This is a genomic window from Rhizobacter sp. Root1221 (genome assembly GCF_001425785.1).
GTDB lineage: Bacteria > Pseudomonadota > Gammaproteobacteria > Burkholderiales > Burkholderiaceae_C > Rhizobacter.
Genome location: NZ_LMDI01000076.1, coordinates 71,775 through 96,574 on the forward strand (window position 1 = coordinate 71,775; position 24,800 = coordinate 96,574).

The window sequence follows — 24,800 nt, forward strand, 5'->3', positions numbered from 1 at the left end:
CGAAGTTCAGATGAAAAATGGCGAGGGGCCCGTGGTCAAGGCTTCTTCTCCCGGTTCCAGGCATCCCGGAATGCGGACCCGGCCCGGTTCGACGAATGCTCGCTGGCACGCCGTGCCTGGAGCCGCTCGGAACCCCGGAACGTCTTGGCGATACTTTGTCGAGCCTCTTTGGCCATCGCCGGCAGCCGCGTCTGGCCAACGGTCCTGCCGGCCGTCTTGCCGAACGAATACGCCGCCATGTTGATGGCCCGCTGCTTGGCCCGGCGCGCGAGCGACTTGGGCGCGGCAGGCCCCGAAGGCGACGAACTGCCGGAGGTGCCGGAGGTGCCGCTCACCGGCTTGTTGCCGCGGCCCATGCCGTCGCTCACGTTCATGCCGGCGGCGCCATAGGCCATGCCTTTCATGGCACCACCAAGGCCACCACCTCCCAGGCCTCCCTGCACCATGCCCTTCGCCGCGCCCATCGCCGAGCCTTGTGCAGACCGAAACATCCCGACGGCCTGGCTCGTGATCCCCAACGACCCCACCATGTCGCCAGCGATGCTGCTCGCCTTGGTGAGCAAGGCGCCCAGCACGATCATGATGGCGATGACCTTGCCCTGTTCCTCGTAGAGCTTCGATCCGACCGTGCCCTTCATCGGGATCAGCCCGTCCGCATTCTCTTGCAGCAGGAAGATGAACTTCTCGGCCTGCTGCTTGGCGGCCAGCACCACGACCAACAGCACGATGGCCGTCATCACGTACTTGACCGCCGAGGTCAGCCAACCCTCCGCCCATTTGGCCGTGGACTCGAACGCGAAGCCCGCCAGGAACAGCGGCCCGAAGGCGAGCAAGATCACGATCGACTGGCTGATGACCTGGATGTCGATGAACGCGAAGACCCCGAATGCCAGGATGAAGAAGCTGACGATCGCCTGCAGGATGATGGCGGGCACCCCGTCCAGGTGGATGCCCGGGCACCCCCCAAAGACGCAGATCTCGACGGACAGGTGCTCCCGGTCGTACAGCAGCTTGTGCACGTCCTCGAAAGTGGTGATGCCTGCCTGCATCACTTTGTCGAGCTCCTCGTAGAGGCTGCCGCTGCCTCCTCCACTCACGTATGTCGTCAGGCTCAGCTGCAGTTCGTTGAAGATGGGGCGTATCTGGTCGACGTAGGCGCTGCCGGTCAGGCACAGCGCAAACACCAGGAACGCCCGCATGGCCTTGGCAAACACGTCAAGGAAATGGTTGGACCCCCCGGCGCCGCGAATGACCGCGAACCCGTGGAACATCACCTGCAGGCTGACCCCGGCGGCGACGAGAGGAATGACACCTTCCGCGAGCTGCCCGGGCAGGTCCGTCGCCAGCGGCTCGAAGACGTCCTCCATCCACGTGTTGATATCAACGAAGGCGGTGAATGCCATAGGTCATCCCAGGAAGTGCGGCATCCAGTCGGCCGGGTCCTCGCCATGGATCGCCCGCAGGCGGTCCAGCTTCTGGACATTGGCCGTGGTGCCGGACAGCACCTTCAACTCTTCGTCGAAACCGGTGAGGTTGAAACTGCCCAGAGAGACGGTGTCGCCTTGCTTGACCAGGAAGGTGCGAGACCCTTCGCCCAGGCCCTTGAGCAGTTCGAACTCGGTGGCAGTGAGCTTGAAACCCTCCACGTAGTCGTCGTAGTCGGCCGTGGGGTTCGGCAGGAAGATGAAGGTGGCCGTCTGCTCGATCAGGGCCCGCGCAATGGGGCTGCGCAGCGTGTCCGACGGGCTCTGGGTCATGTACACGCCGAACCCGTTCTGCTTCCGGATGGTCTTCTGCTTGTTCTTCGCGAAGTCTTCGAAGTACGACACGGAGAGGGCTTTCCAGTACTCGTCCATGAAAAACGCGAACCGCCGGCCATCGATCATGGCTTCGACCCGGTACATCAGGTAGATCATGATGGCCGGGCAGGTGACCGGGTCGTCCAGCAGGTCGGTGTAGTCGAAGCCGAAGATCCCCCCGTCGTCGAATTCCAGCGCATCCTGGTCGCAGTCGAGGGCCCATCCCAGCGCGCCCGTTGCGGTCCAGCGCTTCAGCCGTTCTGCCACGCTGTTCTGGTCCACGTTCGGAAGGTTCTGGATCACCGCCTGGAAACCGCGGAGCTCCTGGGGCAGCCTGGCCACGGCGCGCACCGCGTGCGTGATCTCGGCCTCTTCCCGCGGTGAATGCGGCATCTCCGCCCGGTACGTGCAAAAACGCACCAGCTCGTCCCAGAACAGCAGGTTCGCCTCGCTGGGCTCCATCTTGAACGGGTTGAACTGCGTGGGCTCGCCCTTCCTCAGCGACAGGTACTTGCCGCCGGCGGCGCGGATGGCGATCTCGGCGCCGCGGTCCTTGTCGAAGTACACCATCTGGGTGCCGTACTTGCGCAGGTTGAGCAGCAGGTACAGCGCCAGCACCGTCTTGCCCGAACCGGACTGGCCGATGATCTGGCAGTTGCCGAGGGCCGACTGGCCGGTGGAGTCCTCATGCAGCGGCGTCGCATGGAAGTTGAAATAGTAGGGCTGGGCCGCCGGGGTGCGAAAGATGGTGACGGCTTCTCCCCAGGGGTTGCCGTCGCGCTTGCCGGCCTGGAAGTTGTGCAGCGAACACAAACCCGTGAAATTGCGCGAACTCAGGTGGGCCGAGCGCGGGCGCGCGCGCCAGTTGCCGGGCAACTGGGAAAGGTAGGCTTGGTCCACCACGAGGTCGACCGGCACGCCCAGGAACCCGATGGACTGCATGCGCTCCAGCGCCACCGCCCGGCAGTCTTTGACGTCCTTGACGTTGTCGCCGATGATTTGCATCACGTAGTGGTATTCGCCAAAGGCGAATGAACCGCTGATGACACCGTCGATGGCCGCGTCCAGTTCCACGATCTGGCTCACGGCACCATCGTCCGCGCTGGCGAGGCGCTTGCGCTGGATGCGCAAGGCGGCCAATGCGTCCATCGTGTGTTTTGGCGAGAACGATTGCGTCTCGATGTACTCGAACGGCAACGCGATCATCGTGTTCAGGATGCCCGGCTCGGAGTACTCCGCGTAGTCCTTGATGTCGATGAACGTCGAGTAGTGGGTGCCGGCCACGCCGCGCGTCTCCACGATCTCATTGCCAAACAGCACCCGCGACAACGAGAGGTAGTGGTAGAGCGGCACGTCCTTGACCGGGATGGACCGCCAGACGCCGTTGATCAGGTAGGCATAGAACTCCTGCTGGCCGCTGCACAACACACCCTCGTGCTCATGGTCGGTCAACAACGTGGGACCGTAGGCCGAGAGCGACGTGGTCACCTGCTTCTGCAGGTCGCCGATCCTGTCGATGATCTCCTGCTCTTCGTGGCGCCGCTCCTCGATGGTGCTGGCCGTGCGGGCACTCAGCCTGCCCGCCTTCTGCGGGAACGGCCGGTACAGGATCGTCAGGTAGATCTCCGTGGCCATCAGGCCTTCGTCGTTCAGCAGGGCGTAGTACTTCTCGACCACGTGCTGGGCGAAGGTTTCGGCTGGTGCCGCCAGTTGCGCGCCAGTGAAGCGCCGCAGCCGGTGCACCCAGAAGGCATATTTGCCGTTCGACAGGCTGCGCACCAGCACGTTGAACGCCTCCATCTTGGCGTAGGCCTCGGCCACGGAAAGGCCGTCGAACGCCAGGCCATCGATCTGCCAGGTGGACATGTAGTCGCCGCTGCGGGTCGACACGATGGTGCTCGTGATACGAGCCGACATCGGGATGTGCCGGCTCAGCGTGTCGTCATGGTTGGCCAGCCGTTGTGTGGACGCCCTCACCGCGCACCCTCCTCGAACGACGGGCTGCGCCGGGCGTAATTGTTCGCCGAATAGCTCTTGGCGCCCCAATGAAGCACGTTGCGCTTGGCAGGGAAGCCGCGGATGACCAGCATGTACTGCAGCAGGCGCTGGTCATCCTGCGAACTGATGTACCGCATCACCAGCACGCAGATCACGCATGAAAGCGCTATGGCCGCCGCCACGAGAAACCCCAGGAAAATCATGCCCCACATGCCGGCCAGGATGTGGGCGCCGACCACCAGGATGAATGGCACGACGGGCACCCCCGCCATCATGGCGGGGCGAGTCGCGCCTTTGAATATCACGTCGCGGTAATTCATGGAGGATCGAGGTGAGGTTTTGAAGGAGAACGGGGTGTTTCAGCCCGGGCCGGTCAACCGATCAATTGCGGCCCGACCGCAGCAGCGGAACCGATCAGAACCCCACCCCAGAACACCGGCGCAACGTCTTTCCATTCCGCGGCCTGGAACACCATCCGGAAACCCACGAACATCAACGCGCACGTCACGATGACACCGCCAAGGCCCAGCATCCAGTCTTTGACGTTATTGAGCAGATCTTCTGCCGAGCTGCTGATTTGTGCGAATGCCGGATGGGACGACAGGAGCATCGCGGAGGCGATGATCAACACGCGCGCATGTGAGTTCGAGAATTTTGTAAACATCATTGGCCTCTTTGGTGGAATCAATCGAACATGGATCTGTTGACGGAGATGCGGGGAAAACTGCCTTTTGCGGACCTGGTACCCATCAATACTTTATCTACATAGCCCATCCTCTCTCCGGTGACAAAGTTTCCGGAGTAGTAACACGACAGCGCCGCCCGCAGCACCGACGCGGGGTCGCTGGTTTTCAACGACCGCGCCGCACTTTCCTTGCATTGCGAATACACATGGGCCCCGGCCCGAAGGTTCTGGCACACGTCGAAGCCGTTCTTGACGTCGCCGTTCCACGCCAGCCGCTTGAAATGCACCCGGTTCACCTGGCTCAGGCCGATCGAATAGTTATAGCCGGCCTTCTCCAGATACTCCGCTGTGAGCACCGCTTCCCGCAGATCAGCGGGCTGCCGTTGGAGCCGCCCACCCACCACGCCGATGGCGTACGGATTCCCCGAAGATTCGACTTGCACGATCTTCGCCATCATTTCCGGTTCAATAAGGCCGGCGCACTGCGCTGCGTGAATATCAAACCCCATCATGGATTCCATTGTGCGCCGCATGCCGGACGCTGCAATATGCCTTTTGTCACCTCCCTCGGCGACCCGCACGCGCTCGCGTCGCAGCGGGCAATATGATTGCTTTTCGAGGTAAGTAGATACCCTGACGAGTAATATTTTGTTAAACCCCCTAGGGTTAGGGGCATAAAAACCGCGATGCACGCCAATAACTGGCCAGATCTAAAGCGCGCCGGACGTTTCCCGTCGCAAAACGGATTCAAATGGGAAGGATTGATTACCCGGCCAGGGATTCGACACCGCGGTGCCATCGAGGAATATCCGTCACACGGACACCCCGTGGCCCCGCCAGGTGCAGCTCACCGGCGCGCCGTTTTCCAGCGGATACCGCACGACAGGTGACATCACGAACAGGTCACCGCTTGAGGACGCGGCCAGGCCCGGGTCGGTGGCGAGGGCGATGCGCCAAGCTTCAGGGCGCGCCAGGTGCGCGGATCTCCTCGCGCATCGCGCGGCGCAACCGGGCATCCAGGTTCGACAGCGGTTCGTCGAACAGCAGCACGGCCGGCTCCAGCGCACGAGCCAGCGCCACACGCTGCTGCAGGCCGTACGACAGGTCGTCGATCACGCTCATATGGGGAAACAGCTCGCAGCGCTGGAACACGAGGCTCACGTTGCGCTGGGCGGGCCCGAGCGTGGTGACGTCATGTCGCGCGATGAGGATGCGGCCGCTAGTCGGGCCCTCGAGCCCGGCGATCATGCGCAAGGAGGCGGACTTTCCGCAGCCCGAACACCGCAGCGAGAAATGGCGGGGCCAAGCTGCCGCCGCGATGGCGACATTCCGGATTGCCGGAGCAGCCTGGAAGGCGACCGCGCACAGACGGGTGATGGTGTGCTGCGCCGTCCGGTCCGGGCGTTGAACCCGATGACTCCGCTTTTGGAACGCCCAAAGCAAATCAGGCATTCAGCGTTTCCGCTGAATGCCTGATTCTTCTAGCTGTTTGGTGGGTGGTACAGGGATTGAACCTGTGACCCCTGCCGTGTGAAGGCAGTGCTCTACCGCTGAGCTAACCACCCGGAAACCGGGTCTGCAAATTCACCGTCGTTTGCAGAGCCTCAGATTATGCCACAAGCAAACGCCACTTTGTCTTCCCGTTGGAAGATTTATCGAGATCTTTCAGCACACCCTCGTGGGCCTCGGTCTCCAGCACGTTGGCCACGAGCACCGGCAAGGTGAACTGGCTGAAGTCGATGGCGGTGATGACCACCTCGCCCGGGCCGCCGGCATCGGTGGCATCGATGACGAGCGAGTCCTGCCCGCGGGTCATGCGGATGTAGACCTCGGCGAGCAGGCCCGCGTCGAGCAAGGCGCCGTGCAGCGTGCGGTTGGTGTTGTCCACCTCGAGCCGCCTGCACAGCGCGTCGAGCGAGTTCGACTTGCCCGGGAACATCTCCCGCGCCATGGTCAAGCTGTCGGTGATGGCCGAGACGTGGGTGGGGAACTTGGGGCGGCCCAGGCGGCGCAGTTCCTCGTTGAGGAAGCCCACGTCGAACCCGGCGTTGTGGATGATGATCTCGGCGCCCGAGAGGTAGTCCATCAGCTCGTCGGCCACCGACGCGAACAACGGCTTGTCCGACAGGAACTCGTCGGTGAGGCCGTGGATCTTGACGGCGTCCTCGTGGTTCTTGCGCTCGGGGTTCAGGTAGAAGTGCAGGTTCTCGCCGGTGAGCCGGCGGTTCACCATCTCCACGCACCCGATTTCGATGACGCGGTCGCCGGACTCCGGGCTCAGGCCCGTGGTTTCGGTGTCGAGGAAGATCTGCCTCATGCGGGGGCTCCATCGTTCGAACGGCGCGAGGCCCACACCCACATGGCCACACCGGCCACGATCATGGGCACGCACAGCCACTGGCCGCGGCTCATGCCGAGCACGAAGTTCTCGAGGCCCTTGTCGGGCTGGCGGAAGTATTCGGCGATGAAACGCAGCACCCCGTAGCCCATCAGGAAGACGGCCGACACCAGGCCCCGCGCCCGCGGTTTGCTGGCGAACCACCACAACACCACGAACAGCAGCATGCCTTCGAGCAGGAACTGGTACACCTGGGACGGGTGGCGCGGGACGGGGTTGGTCTCGTAGTTCGGGAACAGCATGGCCCACGGCAGGTTCGGATCGGCCGGCCGGCCCACCAGCTCACCGTTGATGAAGTTGCCGACACGGCCCGACGCGAGGCCCGTGGGCACACACGGGGCGATCAGGTCCCACACGTCCATCACCGGGCGCTTGCGGGTCCACCCGAACACGGCCATCGCGACGATCACCCCGAGCAGCCCGCCATGGAACGACATGCCGCCCTTCCACACCGCGAACACCTCGAGCGGGTTGGCGAGGTAACGGGTCAACTGGTAGAACAGCACGAACCCGAGCCGGCCGCCGACCACCACCCCGACGACCCCGTAGAACAACAGGTCCTCGACGTCACGGCGCGTCCAGCCCTTGTCGGCGAACTGCGGCTTTTTCACGCGAAGCGACGCGAGCCACAGGAAAAGGCCGAACGCGACGAGGTAGGTCAGCCCGTACCAGTGGATGGCGACGGGGCCGAGCTGCAGGGCAACGGGGTCGATGTGGGGATGGACGATCATGGGCAGACCGGAATTCTGGCAGGGGCGAACGATAACCCAGGTCAGGTCAGCGTTCCCGTGACGTGTTCGACGAACCGCGCCACCACCGGCCCGGCCCCCTCCGGCCACACGAGGCTCGTCTCGCAACGCGGGGCGCCGTCGGCCAGTGATTTCGGCAACTCACGGTAGATCACGCCGGGCCGCTGCAGCTGCACCATCGAATGCGGCACCCATGCGATGCCGAGGCCCGCCGACACGAGGTTCACGATGGTCTGCATCTGGATCGCCTCCTGCCCGATCACCGGCGACGCGCCATGCCGGTGGTAGAACGCCAGCACGGCGTCATACAGCGACGGGGCGATCCCCCGCGGGAAGATGATCAGCGGCTGGGCCAGCACCCGCGCCAGCGGCAGTGGTTTCACCGCGGCCCCGGGCAAGGCCTCCGGCAGCGCCAGCACCATGGGCTCGACGCCCACCGACACCCCCGGCAGCCGTGGCGCCAGGCCCGGGGCGTGCAATACGAAGCCGGCGTCTGCATCGCCCTGCTCGAACGCGAGCATCTGCACGTCGCTGGTGGCCTCGCGCAGCACCACGTCGATGCCGGGCTGGGCATCGCGAAAACCACGCAACCACGCAGGCAGCGGACCGAAACCCACGGTGGACACGAACCCCAGCCGCAGCGTGCCCACGGCCCCGTGCTCCGCCGAGCGGGCCACACCGGGCAGCGCCGCCGCCTGCTTCAACAGCTGGCGCACCGGCTCCACCAGCGCGTGGCCGGCCCGCGTGAGCGCGACGCTGCGCCGCGTGCGGTCGAACAGGGTGACGCCGAGGCGCCCTTCCAGTTGCTGGATGGCCAGTGTCAGCGGCGGCTGCGTCATGTGGAGCCGCTGCGCCGCCTGCCCGAAATGGAGGGTTTCGGCGAGCACCAGGAACTGGCGCCACGCCCGCAGGTCGATGGCCGAAGTCACGTCAGTCATTCGCCAAGCATATCAATCAACCGCATTAGATATATTGGACGACACATTGGGATGGGCCGATACTGTGGTTTTCGCATGCCCAGCCGCAGCCAGGAGAACCCGATGAGCGACATCAACCGCCGTTCCAAGAACATCACCGAAGGTGTGGCGCGCGCGCCGAACCGTTCGATGTACTACGCCCTCGGCTACGAGGAAGGCGACTTCAAGAAGCCGATGATCGGCGTGGCCAACGGCCACTCCACCATCACCCCGTGCAACGCCGGCCTGCAGCGCCTGGCCGATGCGGCGGTGGCCGGCATCAAGGAAGCGGGTGGCAACGCCCAGATCTTCGGCACGCCCACCATCAGCGATGGCATGGCGATGGGCACCGAAGGCATGAAGTACAGCCTCGTGTCGCGCGAAGTCATCTCCGACTGCATCGAGACCTGCGTGGGCGGCCAGTGGATGGACGGCGTGGTGGTCGTGGGCGGCTGCGACAAGAACATGCCGGGCGGCATGATGGGCATGCTGCGCGCCAACGTGCCGGCCATCTATGTCTACGGCGGCACCATCCTGCCGGGCCACCACAAGGGCAAGGACCTCAACATCGTCAGCGTGTTCGAGGCCGTGGGCCAGTTCAGCGCCGGCAACATGAGCGAAGACGACTTCTGCGCCATCGAGCGCAAGGCCATCCCCGGCACCGGTTCGTGCGGGGGCATGTACACCGCGAACACGATGAGCTCGTCCTTCGAGGCGCTCGGCATGTCGCTGCCCTACTCCAGCACCATGGCCAACCCGCACGACGAGATCGTCGGCACCGCGAAGGAAGCCGCCCGGGTGCTGGTGGAAGCCGTGCGCCAGGACCTGAAGCCGCGCGACATCGTCACGCGCAAGTCGATCGAGAACGCCGTGGCCGTGATCATGGCCACCGGCGGCTCCACCAACGCCGTGCTGCACTTCCTCGCCATCGCCCATGCGGCGGAAGTGGAGTGGACCATCGACGACTTCGAGCGCGTGCGCCGCAAGGTGCCGGTGCTGTGCAACCTGAAGCCATCGGGTGAGTTCCTGGCCGTCGACCTGCACAAGGCCGGTGGCATCCCGCAGGTGATGAAGATGCTGCTGAAGGCCGGGCTGCTGCACGGCGACTGCATCACCATCACGGGCAAGACGGTGGCGGAGAACCTGGCCGACGTGCCCGACGCCCCGCGCGCCGACCAGAACGTGATCCTGCCCATCGACCAGCCCATGTACGCCGAGGGGCATCTCGCCATCCTGAAGGGCAACCTGTCGCCCGAAGGCTGCGTGGCGAAGATCACCGGCCTGAAGAACCCGGTGATCACCGGCCCGGCCCGCGTGTTCGACGACGAGCAGTCCGCGCTGGCCGCCATCATGGCCCGCAAGATCAAGGCCGGCGACGTGATGGTGCTGCGCTACCTCGGGCCGCAGGGTGGTCCGGGCATGCCCGAGATGCTCGCCCCCACGGGCGCGCTGATCGGCCAGGGGCTCGGCGAATCGGTGGGCCTCATCACCGACGGCCGATTCTCGGGCGGCACCTGGGGCATGGTGGTGGGCCACGTCACGCCCGAGGCCTATGCCGGCGGCAACATCGCGCTCGTCGAGGAAGGTGACTCCATCACCATCGACGCCCACACGCTGAAGCTCGAACTCAACGTGCCGGACGCCGAACTCGCCCGCCGCCGCGCGCTGTGGAAGGCCCCGCCCCCGCGCTACACGCGCGGTGTGCTGGCCAAGTTCGCCAGGAACGCGTCGGGCGCCAGCACCGGCGCCGTGCTCGACCTGTTCTGACCGGGGTCAGCCCCACGAAAAAGGCGGCCCGCGGGCCGCCTTTTTCGTTCAAGTGACCCGGTGGCGTCAGCGCCGCTTGCCGCGGCGGCCGCGATCGTCCATGCCGAGGTTGGCCAGGTTTTCCTCGCGGCGCTTTTTCACGCGCGCATCCATCTTGTCCATCTCACGGCGCTTGGTGTACCCCGTGCCATCGGCAAAGGCCCACCACACCACCGCGCAACCGAACGGCGACAGGATGCCCCACCAGGGCCACGAAGCCACCATGCCGAACTCGGCCATCTTCATCACCAGCAGCAGAACGCCAATCACGACGAAATACATCGTTATTCTCCGGAAATAAGCCCGATCCGCCCAGCGGTCGCGGAACGGAGCGGTCAACCCCCCCGCATAGAATGCGTTGAGTGAGCAGTGTTGGGAATGTAATTCACCTGGGTCACACCCGGCACGGAAGGAAATCATGAAGTCACCCGTTGTTTCGCTGGCGATCGCGTTCTCCGCACTGGCCGGCCTCGCCGCCAGCGCCCCCGCATGGGCGAACGCCGAGCTCGCGCAGAAGAAAAACTGCATGAGCTGCCACACGATGCAGAAGAAGGTCGTGGGCCCCGCGTTCAAGGACATTGCCGTCAAGTACGCCGGCCAGAAAGACGCCGCCGACAAGCTCACCCAGAAGGTGCTCAAGGGCGGCTCCGGCGCCTGGGGCGCGGTGTTCATGCCCGCCATGAAGGACGCCAACCCGCCGGTGAGCGAGGCCGAAGCCAAGACGCTCGTCCAGTGGGTGCTCCAGCTGAAGTGACCCTTCCGGGCTGACGGCCCCGCGAACAAAAGCCCCGCATGCGGGGCTTTTTTGCTGGCGGCCGGACTCATCTGGCTGTTGATTTTCTTGGCTGAACCGCCTGCGAGCGGCACTCCGCCACTACAGCGGGCTCGTTGCCGGTCAGACCGCAAATCTCTTGCAGATACCCAAGGACAGCCTCGGGAAGGGCTGCTTCGCCGAACAGAAAGTAGCGATGCCTGTCCTTGGCGAGGGCCGATTCACCCATGGCGATGAAACTTCCCGGGTCGGCCTCTCTGATCCATCCACCTCGGTGGTAGTAGATCCTGCCCTTGTCTTTCGCGTAGAAGTCGTTGAGCACGACAAACGACTCACGATCCACGCTGGGCTCGACATCCGTGTACAACGAAAGCCTGCCGCCATCGGCCATGTCGTAGTACTGGTAGAGATGAGTCTTGTCTCGATAGAAATCGCTGGTGCCCAGTTGCTCGAATGTCGAGACATCGATCACATCGACGAGCCGTGCCCCACCGCCGAAATCGAAGTGCGTCAGATACCTCTCTGTCGAACCCTTCTGGTCACCGGTGGCTGCGAACACCCTGAAGCCAAGTTCGCCATCCCTGGTGGAATACAAATTCGACTTCAACGGAAACCATCTGATCTGATGCGCCGATTCCAAAGTCGGTGACGGAGGGGTCGGCTGTCCGCCAGTGAAGATCAGCGCACCGCCAATCAACAGCGCGACCAGACCAGCGAGCACGAACAGTGGGGCCTTGTTCTTCATCTCGCGCATCAGCAACGTCGCAAAAGGGGGGGCGAGCAACGCGAAGCCCCGCAGCGCAAGCGCCAGGCGAGCAAGCGAAGCGAAGCGAAAGATCAAGCTACACGCGAGCCCGGGTCCCCCGGGCGACCCGTGGCGCCCCTTGGGGGCAGGAGGCGCCAGCCGACTGGGGGGCTCAATAAGCTTGCCCGAGTTGGTCCAGGATGGCCGGATTCTCGAGCGTGCTGGTGTCCTGCGTGACGGCCTCGCCCTTGGCCACCGACCGCAGCAGGCGGCGCATGATCTTGCCCGAGCGGGTCTTCGGCAGGTTGTCACCGAAGCGGATGTCCTTCGGCTTCGCGATGGGCCCGATCTCCTTGCCCACCCAGTCGCGCAGTTCCTTCGCGATGGCCTTGGCCTCGTCACCGGTGGGCCGCGGGCGCTTCAGCACGACAAACGCGCAGATGGCCTCGCCCGTGGTGTCGTCCGGGCGGCCCACTACGGCGGCCTCGGCCACCAGGTCGGTGTGCGAAACCAGGGCCGATTCGATCTCCATCGTGCCCATGCGGTGGCCGGACACGTTCAGCACGTCGTCGATGCGGCCCGTGATGGTGAAGTAACCGGTCTTCGCGTCACGGATGGCACCGTCACCCGCGAGGTAGTACTGGCCCTTGAAGTCCTCGGGGTAGTAGCTCTTCTTGAAACGTTCCGGGTCGCCGTAGATGGTGCGGATCATCGACGGCCAGGGCTTCTTGATGACGAGGATGCCGCCCTGCCCCCACGGCACTTCCTTGCCCGTCTCGTCCACCACGGCCGCCTGGATGCCCGGGAACGGCAGCGTGCACGAACCCGGCACGAGCGGCGTGGCACCCGGCAGCGGCGTGATCACGTGGCCGCCCGTCTCGGTCTGCCAGAAGGTGTCGACGATGGGGCAGCGGCCGCCGCCGATGTGCTGGTGATACCACTCCCAGGCGGCCGGGTTGATGGGTTCGCCCACCGAACCGAGGATGCGCAGGCTCGTCAGGTCGTAGCGTTTCGGGTGCACGGCCTCGTTGGCCTCGGCCGCCTTGATCAGCGACCGGATGGCCGTGGGCGCGGTGTAGAAGATGGTGACCTTGTGGTCCTGGATCATCTTCCAGAAACGGCCCGCGTCCGGGAACGTGGGGATGCCCTCGAACACCACCTGCGTGCCGCCCAGCGCGAGCGGGCCGTAGGCGATGTAGGTGTGGCCGGTGACCCAGCCGATGTCGGCGGTGCACCAGAAGACGTCGTTCGGGTGCAGGTCGAACGTCCACTTGGTGGTGAGCGCCGCATGCAGCAGGTAGCCGCCGCTTGCGTGTTGCACACCCTTCGGCTTGCCGGTGGAACCCGACGTGTAGAGCAGGAAGAGCGGATGTTCCGCCCCCACCCACTCGGGTTCGGCCGTCTCGGGCTGGCCGGCGGTGAACTCGTGGAGCCACACGTCGCGGGCCGCATCCCACGCCACCTTGCCGCCGGTGCGCTGGTACACGATGACGTTGCGCACGGACTCGCAGCCGCCGAGCGCGATGGCCTCGTCGACGATGGCCTTCAGCGGCAGCTGCTTGCCACCGCGCTGCTGTTCGTCGGCGGTGAGCACCATCACCGCGCCGGCGTCCTGGATGCGGTCGCGCAGGCTCTGGGCCGAGAAGCCGCCGAACACGACCGAATGCGTGGCGCCGATGCGGGCACAGGCCTGCATGGCCACGATGCCCTCGACCGACATCGGCATGTAAATGACCACGCGGTCACCCTTGCCCACGCCCTTCGCGCGCAGCGCATTGGCCAGGCGGGCCGTGCGGGCCAGCAGGTCGCTGTAGGTGTGGCGCGAGACCTTGCCGTCGTCGGTCTCGAAGATGATGGCGACCTTGTCGCCGAGGCCCGCCTCGACTTGCCTGTCGAGGCAGTTGTACGACACGTTCAGCGTGCCGTCGTCGAACCACTTGAAGAACGGCGCGCCCGAGGTGTCGAGTGTTTTGGTGAACGGGGTCTTCCAGGCCACGAACTCGCGTGCGAGGCGCGCCCAATAGCCTTCGTAGTCGGCCTCGGCCTCTGCCACGAGCTTTTCGTAGGCGGGCATGCCGGAGACGAACGCCCCCTTTGCAACGGACTCAGGCGCGGGATAGGTCTTGGATGCGGCGTCGCTCATGAAAGTCTCCAGGTCGGTTGTTCACTGCCGGCTCGCACAGTAAGGCGGGGCTCTTACGATGCGCTTACTTGGCACGCAAGGGGTTGCCCGGGGGTGCCGTGCGGACGCGAGGGTAGTTTGTCACGTTACGCCCACTACAATTTCGCGCTGCACATTCCCGAACCGAATCGACCCCCATGGCTCAGCTTCCCGATCCCGTCAGCGGCAAACTCCGTCCGCTGCCCAACCTGATCTTCGCCAGCCGCTGGCTCCAGTTGCCCCTGTACCTCGGGTTGATCCTGGCCCAGGGGGTGTACGTCTTCCACTTCCTGCAGGAACTGCTGCACCTCATCGAGGCCGTGTTCGGCAGCAAGGCCGCCCTCGACGCGCTGATCTCGAGCATCGGGTACCAGCTGCCGGCCCTCAAGGATGCCGCCGGCAACATCATCGGCACGGAAGCCCCGAAGCTCAATGAAACCGTGATCATGCTGGTGGTGCTGGCACTGATCGACGTGGTGATGATCTCGAACCTGCTGATCATGGTGATCGTGGGGGGTTACGAAACCTTTGTGTCACGCATGGACCTCGACGGGCATCCGGACCAACCCGAGTGGCTGAGCCACGTCAACGCCTCGGTGCTGAAGGTCAAGCTCGCCACCGCCATCATCGGCATCAGTTCGATCCACCTGCTGAAGACCTTCATCAGCGCCGGCAACTACACCGAGAAGGTGCTGATGTACCAGACCATCATCCACCTCACCTTCCTGGTGTCGGCGCTGGCCATCGCCTGGACCGACCGCATCCTGTCGTCGTCCCAGGCGGCCGCGCGCCACTGATCCTGTGCCTCCCCCTGCCGGTCCTCGGCAGGGCCGGGGCCGCGTCCTGCGGCCCCCACTCGCTCCCTTCTCCCCCAGGCCTTCGGCATTTGCACCACAGTGGTGCAATCGTGCCGCACACCCGAGCGCCACAGTAGGAGACTCCACTTCACCCGAGGGGCGATAATCGCGGACTACCTCTGCCAACCGTCCGCAAGCCATGACGACCACGATCCGCCACGCCGACCTCGTCAAGAGTGTCGCCGCAGCCCTGCAGTACATCAGCTACTACCACCCGTCCGACTACATCGCCCACCTCGCGCGCGCCTACGAGCTGGAACAAAGCCCGGCGGCGAAGGACGCCATCGCGCAGATCCTGACCAACTCGAAGATGTGCGCCGAGGGCCGCCGCCCCATCTGCCAGGACACCGGCATCGTCAACGTGTTCCTGAAGATCGGCATGGACGTGCGCTTCGCCGACTTCCCCGGCAGCATCGAGGACGCCGTCAACGAAGGCGTGCGCCAGGGCTACCTGGACCCGGAGAACAAGCTGCGCGCCAGCATCGTGGCCGACCCCCACTTCGACCGCAAGAACACGCAGGACAACACCCCTGCCGTGGTGCACATGACCGTGGTGCCGGGCAACACGGTCGACGTGCAGATCGCCGCCAAGGGCGGCGGCAGCGAGAACAAGAGCAAGTTCGTGATGATGAACCCGAGCGACAGCCTCGTCGACTGGGTGCTCAAGACGGTGCCCACGATGGGCGCCGGCTGGTGCCCGCCGGGCATGCTCGGCATCGGCATCGGCGGCACGGCCGAGAAGGCCATGCTGCTCGCGAAGGAGTCGCTGATGCAGGACATCGACATGTACGAGCTGAAGGCCCGCGGCCCGCAGAACAAGCTCGAGGAACTGCGCATCGAACTCTGCGACAAGATCAACGCGCTCGGCATCGGCGCCCAGGGCCTCGGTGGCCTGACCACCGTGCTCGACATCAAGATCGCCACGTACCCCACGCACGCGGCCAGCAAGCCCGTGGCCATGATCCCGAACTGCGCGGCCACGCGCCACGCGCACTTCGTGCTCGACGGCTCCGGCCCGGCCTACCTCGAACCGCCGAGCCTCGACCTGTGGCCCGACGTGAAGTGGGCGCCCGACTACAACAAGAGCAAGCGCGTCAACCTCGACACGCTGACCCGCGCCGAAGTGGCCGCGTGGAAGCCGGGCGACACGCTGCTGCTGAGCGGCAAGATGCTCACCGGCCGCGACGCCGCGCACAAGCGCATCCAGGACATGCTCGCCAAGGGCGAGAAGCTGCCGGTCGACTTCACGAACCGCGTCATCTACTACGTGGGCCCGGTCGACCCGGTGCGCGATGAAGTGGTGGGCCCGGCCGGCCCCACCACCGCCACGCGCATGGACAAGTTCACCGAGATGATGCTCGACAAGACGGGCCTGATCGGCATGATCGGCAAGGCCGAGCGCGGCCCGACGGGCATCGACGCCATCAAGAAGCACAAGAGTGCGTACCTGATGGCCGTGGGCGGTGCCGCGTACCTCGTCTCGAAGGCCATCAACAAGGCCGAAGTCGTGGGTTTCCACGACCTGGGCATGGAAGCCATCTACCAGTTCGAGATCACCGACATGCCGGTGACGGTGGCGGTGGATTCGGAAGGGACTTCCGTGCACAACACCGGTCCGAAGGAATGGCAGGCCAAGATCGGCAAGATTCCGGTCGCGACGGCCTGACATCCACGCCATCCCGGCGAAAGCCGGGATCTTCACCGGCGCGTTGAACCGCGGCGATTCCGGTCCGAGGTGGTAGATCCCGGCCTGCGCCGGGATGACAAGGGAGACCCGCGATGGCCCTCGATCACCTGCGTGCCCTGCGCATCTTCGTGAAGGTGATCGACGAGGGCAGCTTTGCCGGTGCCTCGCGGGCGCTCGACATGACCACGTCCAGCATCACACGCAGCGTGGCGGACCTCGAGGAACACCTCGGCAGCCGGTTGATCAACCGCACCACGCGCAGCCTGTCGCTCACGGAAGTGGGTGCCACGTACCTCGAGCGCGTGCGGCCCCTCCTCGACGACCTGGACGAGGCCGATGCGCAGGCCGCCGCCGCCACGGGCGAGGTGCGCGGCCGGTTGCGGGTTGCCAGTACGACCAGTTTCCTGGCCAGCAACCTGACACGGCTGTTGCCGGTGTTCCAGGCGCGCCACCCGCTGGTCAGCGTTCAACTGAACGCCATCCGGCCGGGCATCGAACCCGACGAAAGCGCCGACGTGACCATCCTGGTCCACCGAGGCCCCGACCCGCTGGACGGGCACTTCGTGGCGCGGCTGCTGGCGCACACGGAAGTGATCCTGTGCGCCTCCCCCGCCTACCTCGCGGCGCGCGGCCGCCCGTCGACACCGGAAGAGTTGCTCCAGCACGAGGTGCTCGTGCCCGACCTCCCGTTCGTGGAGCGTGTGACGCGCTTTCGCCCGGCGGATGGCGGCGACACGGTGCTGGTGGAAGCGAGGGCGGCCCGCACCACGTCCGCCCACCCCGAACTGCTGGTGATGGCGGCACGCGACGGCCTGGGCATCGCCGGCGCGCTGTCGTTCGAGGTGGCCCGCGACCTCGAGCGCGGCACCCTCGAACGCGTGCTGCCGGACTGGGACATCGGCACGTTACAGGTCTACGCGGCCATGCCCAGCCGCAAGCACCTGCCGGCCCGCACGCGCCGCTTCATCGAATTCCTGCTGGAGCAGCTGGGCGGCCAGCCGGTGGACCCGTGGCTGGCCGGCACCATCACCCCACCGCGCGGCGCAGGTCCAGCGTGAACGGGAAGTTCGGGTTGCGCTCTTCCTTCGGCACGGCGATGGGCCCCGGCGTGTGGCCCATGCGGAAGAACCGCGCCAGCCGGCGGGCCTCGGCCTCGAACGCATTGACCGGCGCCGTGTCGTAGCTGCGGCCACCCGGGTGGGCCACGTGGTACTGGCAACCGCCCAGTGACCGGCTCATCCAGGTGTCCACCACGTCGAACGTCAGCGGTGCGTGCACGTCGATGGTGGGGTGCAACGCCGACGGCGGGTTCCAGGCGCGGTACCGCACGGCACCCACGAACTCACCCACGCGGCCGGTGTTGTGCAACGGCACGACGCGGCCATTGCACGTGAGCACGTGCCGGTCGGACACGAGTCCCGTCAGCTTGACCTGCAGGCGTTCCACCGACGAATCGACGAACCGGGTGGCGCCGCCCACGGCGCCCTCCTCGCCCATCACGTGCCACGGCTCCAGCGCCAGGTTGACCTCACCCGACACCCCGCCGGCGCTGAAGTCACCGATCTTCGGGAACCGGAACGACAGGTGGGACGCGAACCACTCGGCCTTGAACTGGTAGCCGAACTCGTTGAGTTCGGTGATGACGTCGGTCAGGTCCTGCCACACGAAGTGCGGCAGCATGAAGCGGTCGTGCAGCTCGGTGCCCCAGCGCTTCAGGCGCGCGGGCTGGTACGGCTGCTGCCAGAAGCGCGACACGAGCGCGCGCATCAGCAGTTGCTGCGACAAGCTCATGCGCGCGTGCGGCGGCATCTCGAACGCGCGCATCTCAAGCAGGCCCAGGCGGCCGGTGGGGCCGTCGGGCGAGTACATCTTGTCGATGCAGAACTCCGCGCGGTGGGTGTTGCCACTCACGTCGATCAGCAGGTTGCGCAACAGCCGGTCGATGAGCCACGGCGGGCAGCGGCCCGCGTGTTCGGCGGTCACCCGCTTCAGCTCGGCGAACGCGATCTCGATCTCGTAGACCGAATCGTTGCGCGCTTCGTCCACCCGCGGAGCCTGGCTCGTGGGGCCGATGAACAGCCCCGAGAACAGGTAGCTCAGCGCCGGGTGGTTGTGCCAGTAGGCCACCATGCTCATCAGCAGGTCGGGCCGGCGCAGGAACGGGGAGTCGGCCACCGTGGCGCCCCCCAGCACGAAGTGGTTGCCGCCCCCGGTCCCGGTGTGGCGGCCGTCCACCATGAACTTCTCGGTGGACAGGCGTGTCTCGTGCGCGGATTGGTACAGGTGCGTGGCCTGCTCGACCAGCTCATCCCAGCTGTGGGCCGGGTGGATGTTGACCTCGATCACCCCCGGGTCCGGCGTGACCCGCAGCGTCTGCAGGCGCGGGTCCTTCGGCGGTTCGTACCCTTCGAGCACCACCGGCAGCTTCATCTCGGCCGCGGTGTCTTCCACCGCGGCCACGAGTTCCAGGTAGTCCTCGAGCGCCGTCACCGGTGGCATGAAGATGTAGAGCTTGCCCTGGCGCGGCTCGGCGGACATCGCCGTGCGGGTGATGTGCGCCGCGGACGCCCCGCGCGCCGGCGGAGCCGAAGGAACGGCGGCCGACACCTGCAGGTGGTGTTTCAACGCGGCCGCGCGCGAGCGGTCACCGAAACCGCTGGGCGCGCTGGACACGGCGGGGTTCGCGTCGTGCGCCGCGGCCTCGTCGCCCGCGCCGCCACCGAACTTCAGGCGGCGATACGGCGGCAGTGGCGAAAACGGCTGCGTCTGGTCGGGCGCGTGGGTGTAGGGGTAGTCGATCTCGGTGACCCAAGGCTGCGAGTCGAGCGGCAGCCGGTAGCCGATGGGGGAATCCCCCGGCACGAGGTAACACCGCTCCGTGCGCAGGAACCACTGCCCCGAGCGCCAGCGCGCGGCGCCCGTGGTGTCACGCGCCATCGGCAACGAGTGGCCCACGACTTTCTCGAGCCCCTGCGTGAACACCTTGCGCAGGCGGTCGCGCTCCATTTCGTCGGAGAGCTTCGCGTCGAACGGGTCCACGTTCGTGGGCAGCTTGCGCTCGCGCCACAGGTAGTACCAGACGTCCTCGTACGACGGGAACACGTACTTCGGGTCGAGCCCCAGGCGGCGCGCCACGCCGGCCAGGAACTGTTCGGCCATGCCTTCGGTGACCTCGTAGTCCTTCGTTTCGTCGGCGAAGAGTTCCGGACGGGTCCACACCGGTTCGCCGTCCTTGCGCCAGAAGAGGTTCAGCGACCAGCGCGGCAGTTGTTCGCCCGGGTACCACTTGCCCTGGCCGTAGTGCAGCAGGCCGCCGTCGCCGTACTTCAGGCGCAGCTTGTCCATCAGGCTGGCGCTGAGGCGGCGCTTGTTGGGGCCGAGGGCCTCGGTGTTCCACTCCGCGCCGTCGCGGTCATCCACCGAGACGAACGTGGGTTCGCCGCCCTGCGTGAGGCGCACATCGTGGCGGCGCAGGTCCTGGTCCACCGCGTGGCCCATGGCCACGATGTCGTCCCATTGCGCGTCGGTGTACGGCAGCGTGACCCGTGGTGCCTCCCAGATGCGGGAGACCTTCATGTGGTGCTCGAACTCGGTCTCGCATTCGTCGATGGCACCGGACACCGGCGCGGCCGACGACGGATCGGGTGAACACGCGAGCGGGATGTGCCCTTCGCCGGCCAGCAGGCCCGACGTGGGGTCGAGCCCGATCCAGCCGGCGCCCGGCAGGTACACCTCGCACCAGGCGTGCAGGTCGGTGAAGTCCACCTCGGTGCCGCTCGGGCCGTCGAGCGACTTCACGTCGCTCTTGAGCTGGATCAGGTAGCCCGACACGAAGCGCGCGGCGAACCCCAGGTGGCGCAGCAGTTGCACCAGCAGCCAGCCGCTGTCGCGGCACGAGCCGGAGGCCGTCACGAGCGTCTGCTCGGGCGTCTGCACGCCGGGCTCCATGCGGATCAGGTAGCCGATGTCGCGCTGCACGCGCTGGTTCAGGTCGACCAGGAAATCGTTCATCGCGCGCTTGGTGCGCGGGATGCTGTCGAGGTACTTCGAGAACGCCGGGGTCAGCTCACCCTTGATGCGGTAAGGCGCCAGTTCGGCCACCAGCGCCGTGTCATACGTGAACGGGTAGTGTTCGGCCGAGGGCTCCAGGAAGAAGTCGAAGGGGTTGAGCACCGCCATCTCGACAACGATGTCCACCTCGATGCGGAACGACGTGGTCTTGTCCGGGAACACCAGGCGCGCGAGGTAATTGCTCTGCGGATCCTGCTGCCAGTTGATGAAGTGGGTGGCCGGTTCGACGCGCATCGAGTAGCTCAGGACACGGGTGCGCGAATGCGGCGCCGGGCGCAACCTCACCACCTGCGGGCCGAGGTTGATCGGCCGGTCGTAGCGGTAGTGGGTCACGTGGTTCAGCGCGACGTGGATGGACATTCAGGGCTCCAGGGAGAAAGCAGGTAGGTCGGAGGTGTCGCGGATGTCGATGCGCACGCGCATCGATTCCGTGCCACCCCCTTCACGCACACCGCGGATGGGCGAGCAGGCCGCGTAGTCGGGCCCCACGGCCAGGCGCACGTGGCGTTCGTCGATCAGGCAGCCATGGGTCACGTCGACGCTGAGCCAGCGCCGGCGCGGCAGGTCGACACACACATCGACCCACGCATGGCTCGCCAGGTGTTCGGCACCCGGCGCATGGAAATAGCCGCTCACGTACCGCGCCGGCACCCCGTGGCTGCGGCAGGTGGCGATGAAGATGTGGGCGTGGTCCTGGCACACACCGCCACCGAGGGCCAGCGCCTCCATCGCGGTGGTGTGCACGGACGTGGTGCGGGGCTTGTACGGCACCCGCGCGAGCACCTCGCGCGCCAGGCCGATGGCACGCGACTCGTCCACGCGGCCGCCGGACACGGTGTCCGCCCCGAGTGCAGCGAGGCGGGTGTGCGACTGGGTCAGCGCGGTGGGCCGCAGGTACACCTGGGCGGGCGCACCGTCGTCCACCAGCACGGGCTCGCCGTGCGTCTGCACCGTGCCGCTGGCCCACACCGACCCGCTGGTCAGGCGCCGCGTGACACTGCAGGTATGGGCCACGTTGCCGTACCCGTCGCGGGACGGGAACAGCGGGCCCGGCGCCTTCACCGACCAGTCGAGCACGGTCTGGTGGGCGCTGCCCTGCGGGGTCAGGCAGAGCGACTGCAACGCGTACTGCAATGGCGCGCTGTATTCGTAGCGGGTGACGTGCTGGATGTGCAGTTTCATCCGGCAGCGTGTCGGTCAGGCGGCCACGGGCACGAGGAAATCGCGGCTGATGCCAACGCCCAGCGTGCCCACGCGGTCGAGGAACTGGGTGAGGAACGCGTGCAGACCCGTCGCGAGGATCTCGTCGATGCGGCCGAACTTCAGGTCGGCCTGCAGGCGCCCGGCCCGGCGCAAGGTGTCGCCCGACTGTTCGTTGGCGACGTGGTGCAGGTTCGACACCACCTCGTCCATGCACGCCGCGAGCGACCGCGGCATGTCGGACCGCAGGATCAGCAACTCGGCCACCTTCTCCGGCCGGATCACGTTGCGGTAGGCCTTGCGGTACACCTCGAAGCCGGACACCGACCGCAGGATGGCGGACCAGTGGTAGAAGTCGTACTCCTGGTCCTTGCCATTGGGCCCCGCGGTGCCGAAGAACTCGCTCTCCACGGCATGGAACTTCACGTCGAGCATGCGGGCGGTGTTGTCGGCGCGTTCGAGGAAGCTGCCGATGCGCAGGAAGTGGAACGCCTCGTCCTGCAGCATGGTGCCCACGGTGACCCCGCGCGACAGGTGAGAGCGGAACTTCACCCACTCGAAACTTTCGCCCGGGTCTTTCTGGAAGCTCTTGTTGCGCAACATGCGCTGGAACTCGAGCCAGGTCTGGTTCTGCGTTTCCCACACCTCGGTGGTCAGCGTGCCGCGCACGGCCCGCGCGTTTTCACGTGCGGCCATCAGGCAGCTGTAGATGCTGGACGGGTTGCGCTCGTCGCCCACCATGTAGTCCATGATCTTGCGATCGGTGACGGCGCCGTAGCGCGAGGTGTAGTCCTCGGTCAGCTCGGAAATGCTGAGCAGGCCCTTCCAGCCGTTTTCGGCGGTGTCGGCGGACTGGGGCAGCAGCGACGTCTGATAGTTGACGTCCAGCATCCGGGCGGTGTTCTCGGCCCGCTCCATGTAGCGCGCCATCCAGTAGAGGTGATCAGCGGTTCTCGACAGCATATGTTCAGGCCTCCAGCACCCAGGTGTCCTTTGTACCCCCGCCTTGCGACGAGTTGACGACGAGCGATCCCTCCTTCAGCGCCACGCGGGTCAGGCCGCCCGGCACCATCTGCACGTCCTTGCCGCTCAGCACGAACGGGCGCAGGTCGATGTGGCGCGGCGCGATGCCGCTCTCCACGAACGTGGGGCACGTGGACAGCGCCAGCGTGGGCTGTGCGATGTAACCCGACGCGTTGGCGATGAGCACCTTGCGGAAGTCGGCGATCTCCTCCTTCGTGGAGGCCGGGCCCACGAGCATGCCGTAGCCGCCGGCACCGTGCACTTCCTTGACCACCAGCTCGGGCAGGTGGTCGAGCACGTACTTGAGGTCTTCCTCCTCGCGGCACTGGTACGTGGGCACGTTGTTGAGGATGGGTTTTTCGCCGAGGTAGAACTCGATCATCTTCGGCACGTACGGGTAGATCGACTTGTCGTCGGCGATGCCCGTGCCGATGGCGTTCGACAACGTCACGTTGCCGGCGCGGTACACGCTCAGCAGGCCCGCGCAACCGAGCGTGCTGTCGGGGCGGAACGCGAGCGGGTCGAGGAAGTCGTCGTCGACGCGGCGGTAGATCACGTCCACCCGCTTCGGGCCCTGCGTGGTGCGCATGTAGACGAAGTTGTCGCGCACGAAGAGGTCCTGGCCCTCGACGAGTTCGACGCCCATCTGCTGCGCGAGGAAGGCGTGTTCGAAGTAGGCACTGTTGTACATGCCCGGGGTGAGCACCACCACCGTGGGGTCGTTGACCGCGGCCGGCGCCACGCCACGCAGCGTTTCGAGCAGCAGGTCGGGGTAGTGCGCCACCGGGGCCACGCGGTGCTGGCTGAAGAGCTCGGGGAAGAGCCGCATCATCATCTTGCGGTTCTCGAGCATGTAGCTCACGCCGCTCGGCACGCGCAGGTTGTCTTCCAGCACGTAGTACGAACCGCTGCCATCGGGATTCGCCGCGCGCACGATGTCGATGCCGCTGATGTGGGAGTACACGCGCTCGGGCACGTCCACGCCCATCATCTCGGGCCGGAACTGCGCGTTCTTGAAGATCTGCTCACCCGGCACGATGCCCGCGCGGATGATGTCCTGCCCGTGGTACACGTCGTGGATGAAACGGTTGAGCGCCGTGACCCGCTGCACGAGGCCCTTTTCCATCTCGGCCCATTCGTGGGCCGGGATCACGCGGGGGATCAGGTCGAAGGGGATCAGGCGTTCCGTGCCGCTGCCGTCCTCGTCCTTCGCGCCGTAGACGGCGAACGTGATCCCCACGCGACGGAAGATCATCTCCGCCTCTTCGCGGCGTGAACGCATCACGTCGCCGGGTTGCTGTGACAGCCAACGGTCATAGAGCCGGTAGTGCTCTCGCACCTGGTCAGGGCTCGCCTGCATCTCGTCAAAGCTCGAAATCATTCGCAGTCTCTCCTCGAAGACCAACTTAGCAATATCCAGGCCACGCGATCACCGCCATGGTGCACTGCCAGACCGATGCACTGCATGCAGGCATCCGCCCGATTTACCCCGGAATCCGGGCTGTCGACCCCGCGATTTCGCACCATCCCAGGGAGTGGTGTACCACCGAATTTGCACCGAAGTCCAACCCGGTGCGCCGGTGGCCGTGGCGGCCCACGCGATCGTGGAACCGGTGCCGGGGGATCAAGGGTGCTGGGAAGGCCGGAACATCGACCGGCCCGGGTCGTCGAACGCCGATTCGAACAGGCGCGAGTGGGGCATGGTGGAGTGGCTGTTCTGGCGCCACCAGTGGTCGGCCTTGGCGCGGTGCGCCCGGCGGTCGGCCTCGCTGCGGGCCGCGGCCCGGCGGCGCAGGTGGTCGCGGCAGCGGTCCCACGCCCAGGGCACGGCCACACCTGCGGCCAGCGCGCCGGCCACGACAACAAACAAGGCGGGGTCGATACTGCTCATCG

At 66.0% G+C, this 24,800-nt stretch carries 21 protein-coding genes, 1 tRNA gene and 1 pseudogene; 5 read left to right on the forward strand and 18 right to left on the reverse strand.

Annotated elements, in window-relative coordinates; all coding sequences use genetic code 11:
- Positions 1 to 35: 35 nt before the first annotated feature.
- The 10 genes and pseudogenes from ASC87_RS29735 to ASC87_RS29780 all read right to left on the reverse strand — a co-directional run bounded on the left by ASC87_RS29735 (position 36) and on the right by ASC87_RS29780 (position 8,567).
- On the reverse strand, positions 36 to 1,403 hold the full coding sequence (locus ASC87_RS29735; protein ID WP_056671778.1) for a type IV secretion system protein: 1,368 nt from the start codon (positions 1,401 to 1,403) through the stop codon (positions 36 to 38).
- Positions 1,404 to 1,406: 3 nt separating this feature from the next.
- Positions 1,407 to 3,776, reverse strand: a complete 2,370-nt coding sequence (locus ASC87_RS29740) for a VirB4 family type IV secretion/conjugal transfer ATPase (RefSeq protein ID WP_056671781.1) — start codon at positions 3,774 to 3,776, stop codon at positions 1,407 to 1,409.
- Entirely contained in the window at positions 3,773 to 4,117 is a 345-nt protein-coding gene (locus ASC87_RS29745) for a type IV secretion system protein VirB3 (protein WP_082569063.1), read from the reverse strand. Before ASC87_RS29745 ends, ASC87_RS29740 begins: the two co-directional genes overlap by 4 nt.
- A gap of 53 nt (positions 4,118 to 4,170) precedes the next feature.
- The gene (locus ASC87_RS29750) at positions 4,171 to 4,464 is read right to left on the reverse strand and encodes a TrbC/VirB2 family protein (RefSeq protein ID WP_056671787.1); all 294 of its coding nucleotides are present in this window, start codon (positions 4,462 to 4,464) and stop codon (positions 4,171 to 4,173) included.
- 17 nt (positions 4,465 to 4,481) lie between these two features.
- Positions 4,482 to 5,003 carry a lytic transglycosylase domain-containing protein gene (locus ASC87_RS29755; RefSeq protein ID WP_200954592.1) on the reverse strand — a complete coding sequence of 174 codons (522 nt, stop codon included), beginning with the start codon at positions 5,001 to 5,003 and terminating at the stop codon, positions 4,482 to 4,484.
- A 454-nt stretch (positions 5,004 to 5,457) separates the two neighbouring features.
- Positions 5,458 to 5,817: pseudogene (locus ASC87_RS33475) on the reverse strand (ATP-binding cassette domain-containing protein); the annotation flags it as partial.
- A 155-nt stretch (positions 5,818 to 5,972) separates the two neighbouring features.
- Positions 5,973 to 6,047: transfer RNA gene (locus tag ASC87_RS29765), tRNA-Val, on the reverse strand.
- A gap of 44 nt (positions 6,048 to 6,091) precedes the next feature.
- Complete coding sequence (gene dnaQ / locus ASC87_RS29770) at positions 6,092 to 6,799, reverse strand: DNA polymerase III subunit epsilon (protein ID WP_056671796.1); 708 nt, start codon at positions 6,797 to 6,799, stop codon at positions 6,092 to 6,094.
- Positions 6,796 to 7,611, reverse strand: a complete 816-nt coding sequence (lgt, locus tag ASC87_RS29775; RefSeq protein WP_056671799.1) for a prolipoprotein diacylglyceryl transferase — start codon at positions 7,609 to 7,611, stop codon at positions 6,796 to 6,798. Before lgt ends, dnaQ begins: the two co-directional genes overlap by 4 nt.
- Before the next feature lie 41 nt (positions 7,612 to 7,652).
- On the reverse strand, positions 7,653 to 8,567 hold the full coding sequence (locus tag ASC87_RS29780; RefSeq protein ID WP_056671802.1) for a LysR family transcriptional regulator: 915 nt from the start codon (positions 8,565 to 8,567) through the stop codon (positions 7,653 to 7,655).
- A 102-nt stretch (positions 8,568 to 8,669) separates the two neighbouring features.
- Here ASC87_RS29780 and ilvD point away from each other — a divergent pair, with 102 nt between their 5' ends.
- Entirely contained in the window at positions 8,670 to 10,352 is a 1,683-nt protein-coding gene (ilvD, locus tag ASC87_RS29785; RefSeq protein ID WP_056671806.1) for a dihydroxy-acid dehydratase, read from the forward strand.
- A 66-nt stretch (positions 10,353 to 10,418) separates the two neighbouring features.
- Here the strand turns inward: ilvD and ASC87_RS29790 are convergent, their stop codons facing one another.
- Complete coding sequence (locus tag ASC87_RS29790; protein ID WP_056671809.1) at positions 10,419 to 10,673, reverse strand: TIGR04438 family Trp-rich protein; 255 nt, start codon at positions 10,671 to 10,673, stop codon at positions 10,419 to 10,421.
- 136 nt (positions 10,674 to 10,809) lie between these two features.
- On the opposite strand from ASC87_RS29790, the gene ASC87_RS29795 reads away from it, so the two are divergent.
- The gene (locus ASC87_RS29795) at positions 10,810 to 11,145 is read left to right on the forward strand and encodes a c-type cytochrome (protein ID WP_056671812.1); all 336 of its coding nucleotides are present in this window, start codon (positions 10,810 to 10,812) and stop codon (positions 11,143 to 11,145) included.
- Between the two features lie 67 nt (positions 11,146 to 11,212).
- Here ASC87_RS29795 and ASC87_RS29800 read toward each other — a convergent pair whose 3' ends face one another.
- Together ASC87_RS29800 and acs are read right to left on the reverse strand one after the other, a co-directional pair.
- Positions 11,213 to 12,004, reverse strand: a complete 792-nt coding sequence (locus ASC87_RS29800) for a DKNYY domain-containing protein (RefSeq protein ID WP_056671815.1) — start codon at positions 12,002 to 12,004, stop codon at positions 11,213 to 11,215.
- Positions 12,005 to 12,080: 76 nt separating this feature from the next.
- Positions 12,081 to 14,051, reverse strand: a complete 1,971-nt coding sequence (gene acs, locus ASC87_RS29805) for an acetate--CoA ligase (RefSeq protein ID WP_056671819.1) — start codon at positions 14,049 to 14,051, stop codon at positions 12,081 to 12,083.
- A 176-nt stretch (positions 14,052 to 14,227) separates the two neighbouring features.
- Between acs and ASC87_RS29810 the strand changes: the two genes are divergently transcribed.
- From ASC87_RS29810 to ASC87_RS29820, 3 genes are all read left to right on the forward strand, one after another.
- Entirely contained in the window at positions 14,228 to 14,866 is a 639-nt protein-coding gene (locus ASC87_RS29810; protein WP_056671822.1) for a TIGR00645 family protein, read from the forward strand.
- Between the two features lie 199 nt (positions 14,867 to 15,065).
- A complete protein-coding gene (locus ASC87_RS29815; protein WP_056671824.1) occupies positions 15,066 to 16,592 on the forward strand; it encodes a fumarate hydratase in 1,527 nt (508 codons plus the stop codon).
- A gap of 113 nt (positions 16,593 to 16,705) precedes the next feature.
- Complete coding sequence (locus tag ASC87_RS29820) at positions 16,706 to 17,671, forward strand: LysR family transcriptional regulator (RefSeq protein WP_056671827.1); 966 nt, start codon at positions 16,706 to 16,708, stop codon at positions 17,669 to 17,671.
- Here the strand turns inward: ASC87_RS29820 and ASC87_RS29825 are convergent.
- From ASC87_RS29825 to ASC87_RS29845, 5 genes are all read right to left on the reverse strand, one after another.
- Entirely contained in the window at positions 17,640 to 21,044 is a 3,405-nt protein-coding gene (locus ASC87_RS29825; RefSeq protein ID WP_056671830.1) for a DUF2126 domain-containing protein, read from the reverse strand. The genes ASC87_RS29820 and ASC87_RS29825 overlap by 32 nt on opposite strands.
- Positions 21,045 to 21,866, reverse strand: coding sequence for a transglutaminase family protein (locus ASC87_RS29830; protein ID WP_056671834.1), 822 nt, complete (start codon positions 21,864 to 21,866; stop codon positions 21,045 to 21,047).
- Between the two features lie 15 nt (positions 21,867 to 21,881).
- Entirely contained in the window at positions 21,882 to 22,847 is a 966-nt protein-coding gene (locus ASC87_RS29835) for an alpha-E domain-containing protein (RefSeq protein ID WP_056671837.1), read from the reverse strand.
- Between the two features lie 4 nt (positions 22,848 to 22,851).
- Positions 22,852 to 24,288 (reverse strand): circularly permuted type 2 ATP-grasp protein, encoded by a 1,437-nt coding sequence (locus ASC87_RS29840; protein WP_056671840.1) that lies wholly within the window; start codon positions 24,286 to 24,288, stop codon positions 22,852 to 22,854.
- Between the two features lie 243 nt (positions 24,289 to 24,531).
- On the reverse strand, positions 24,532 to 24,798 hold the full coding sequence (locus ASC87_RS29845) for a hypothetical protein (protein ID WP_056671843.1): 267 nt from the start codon (positions 24,796 to 24,798) through the stop codon (positions 24,532 to 24,534).
- Between the last annotated feature and the right edge of the window lie 2 nt (positions 24,799 to 24,800).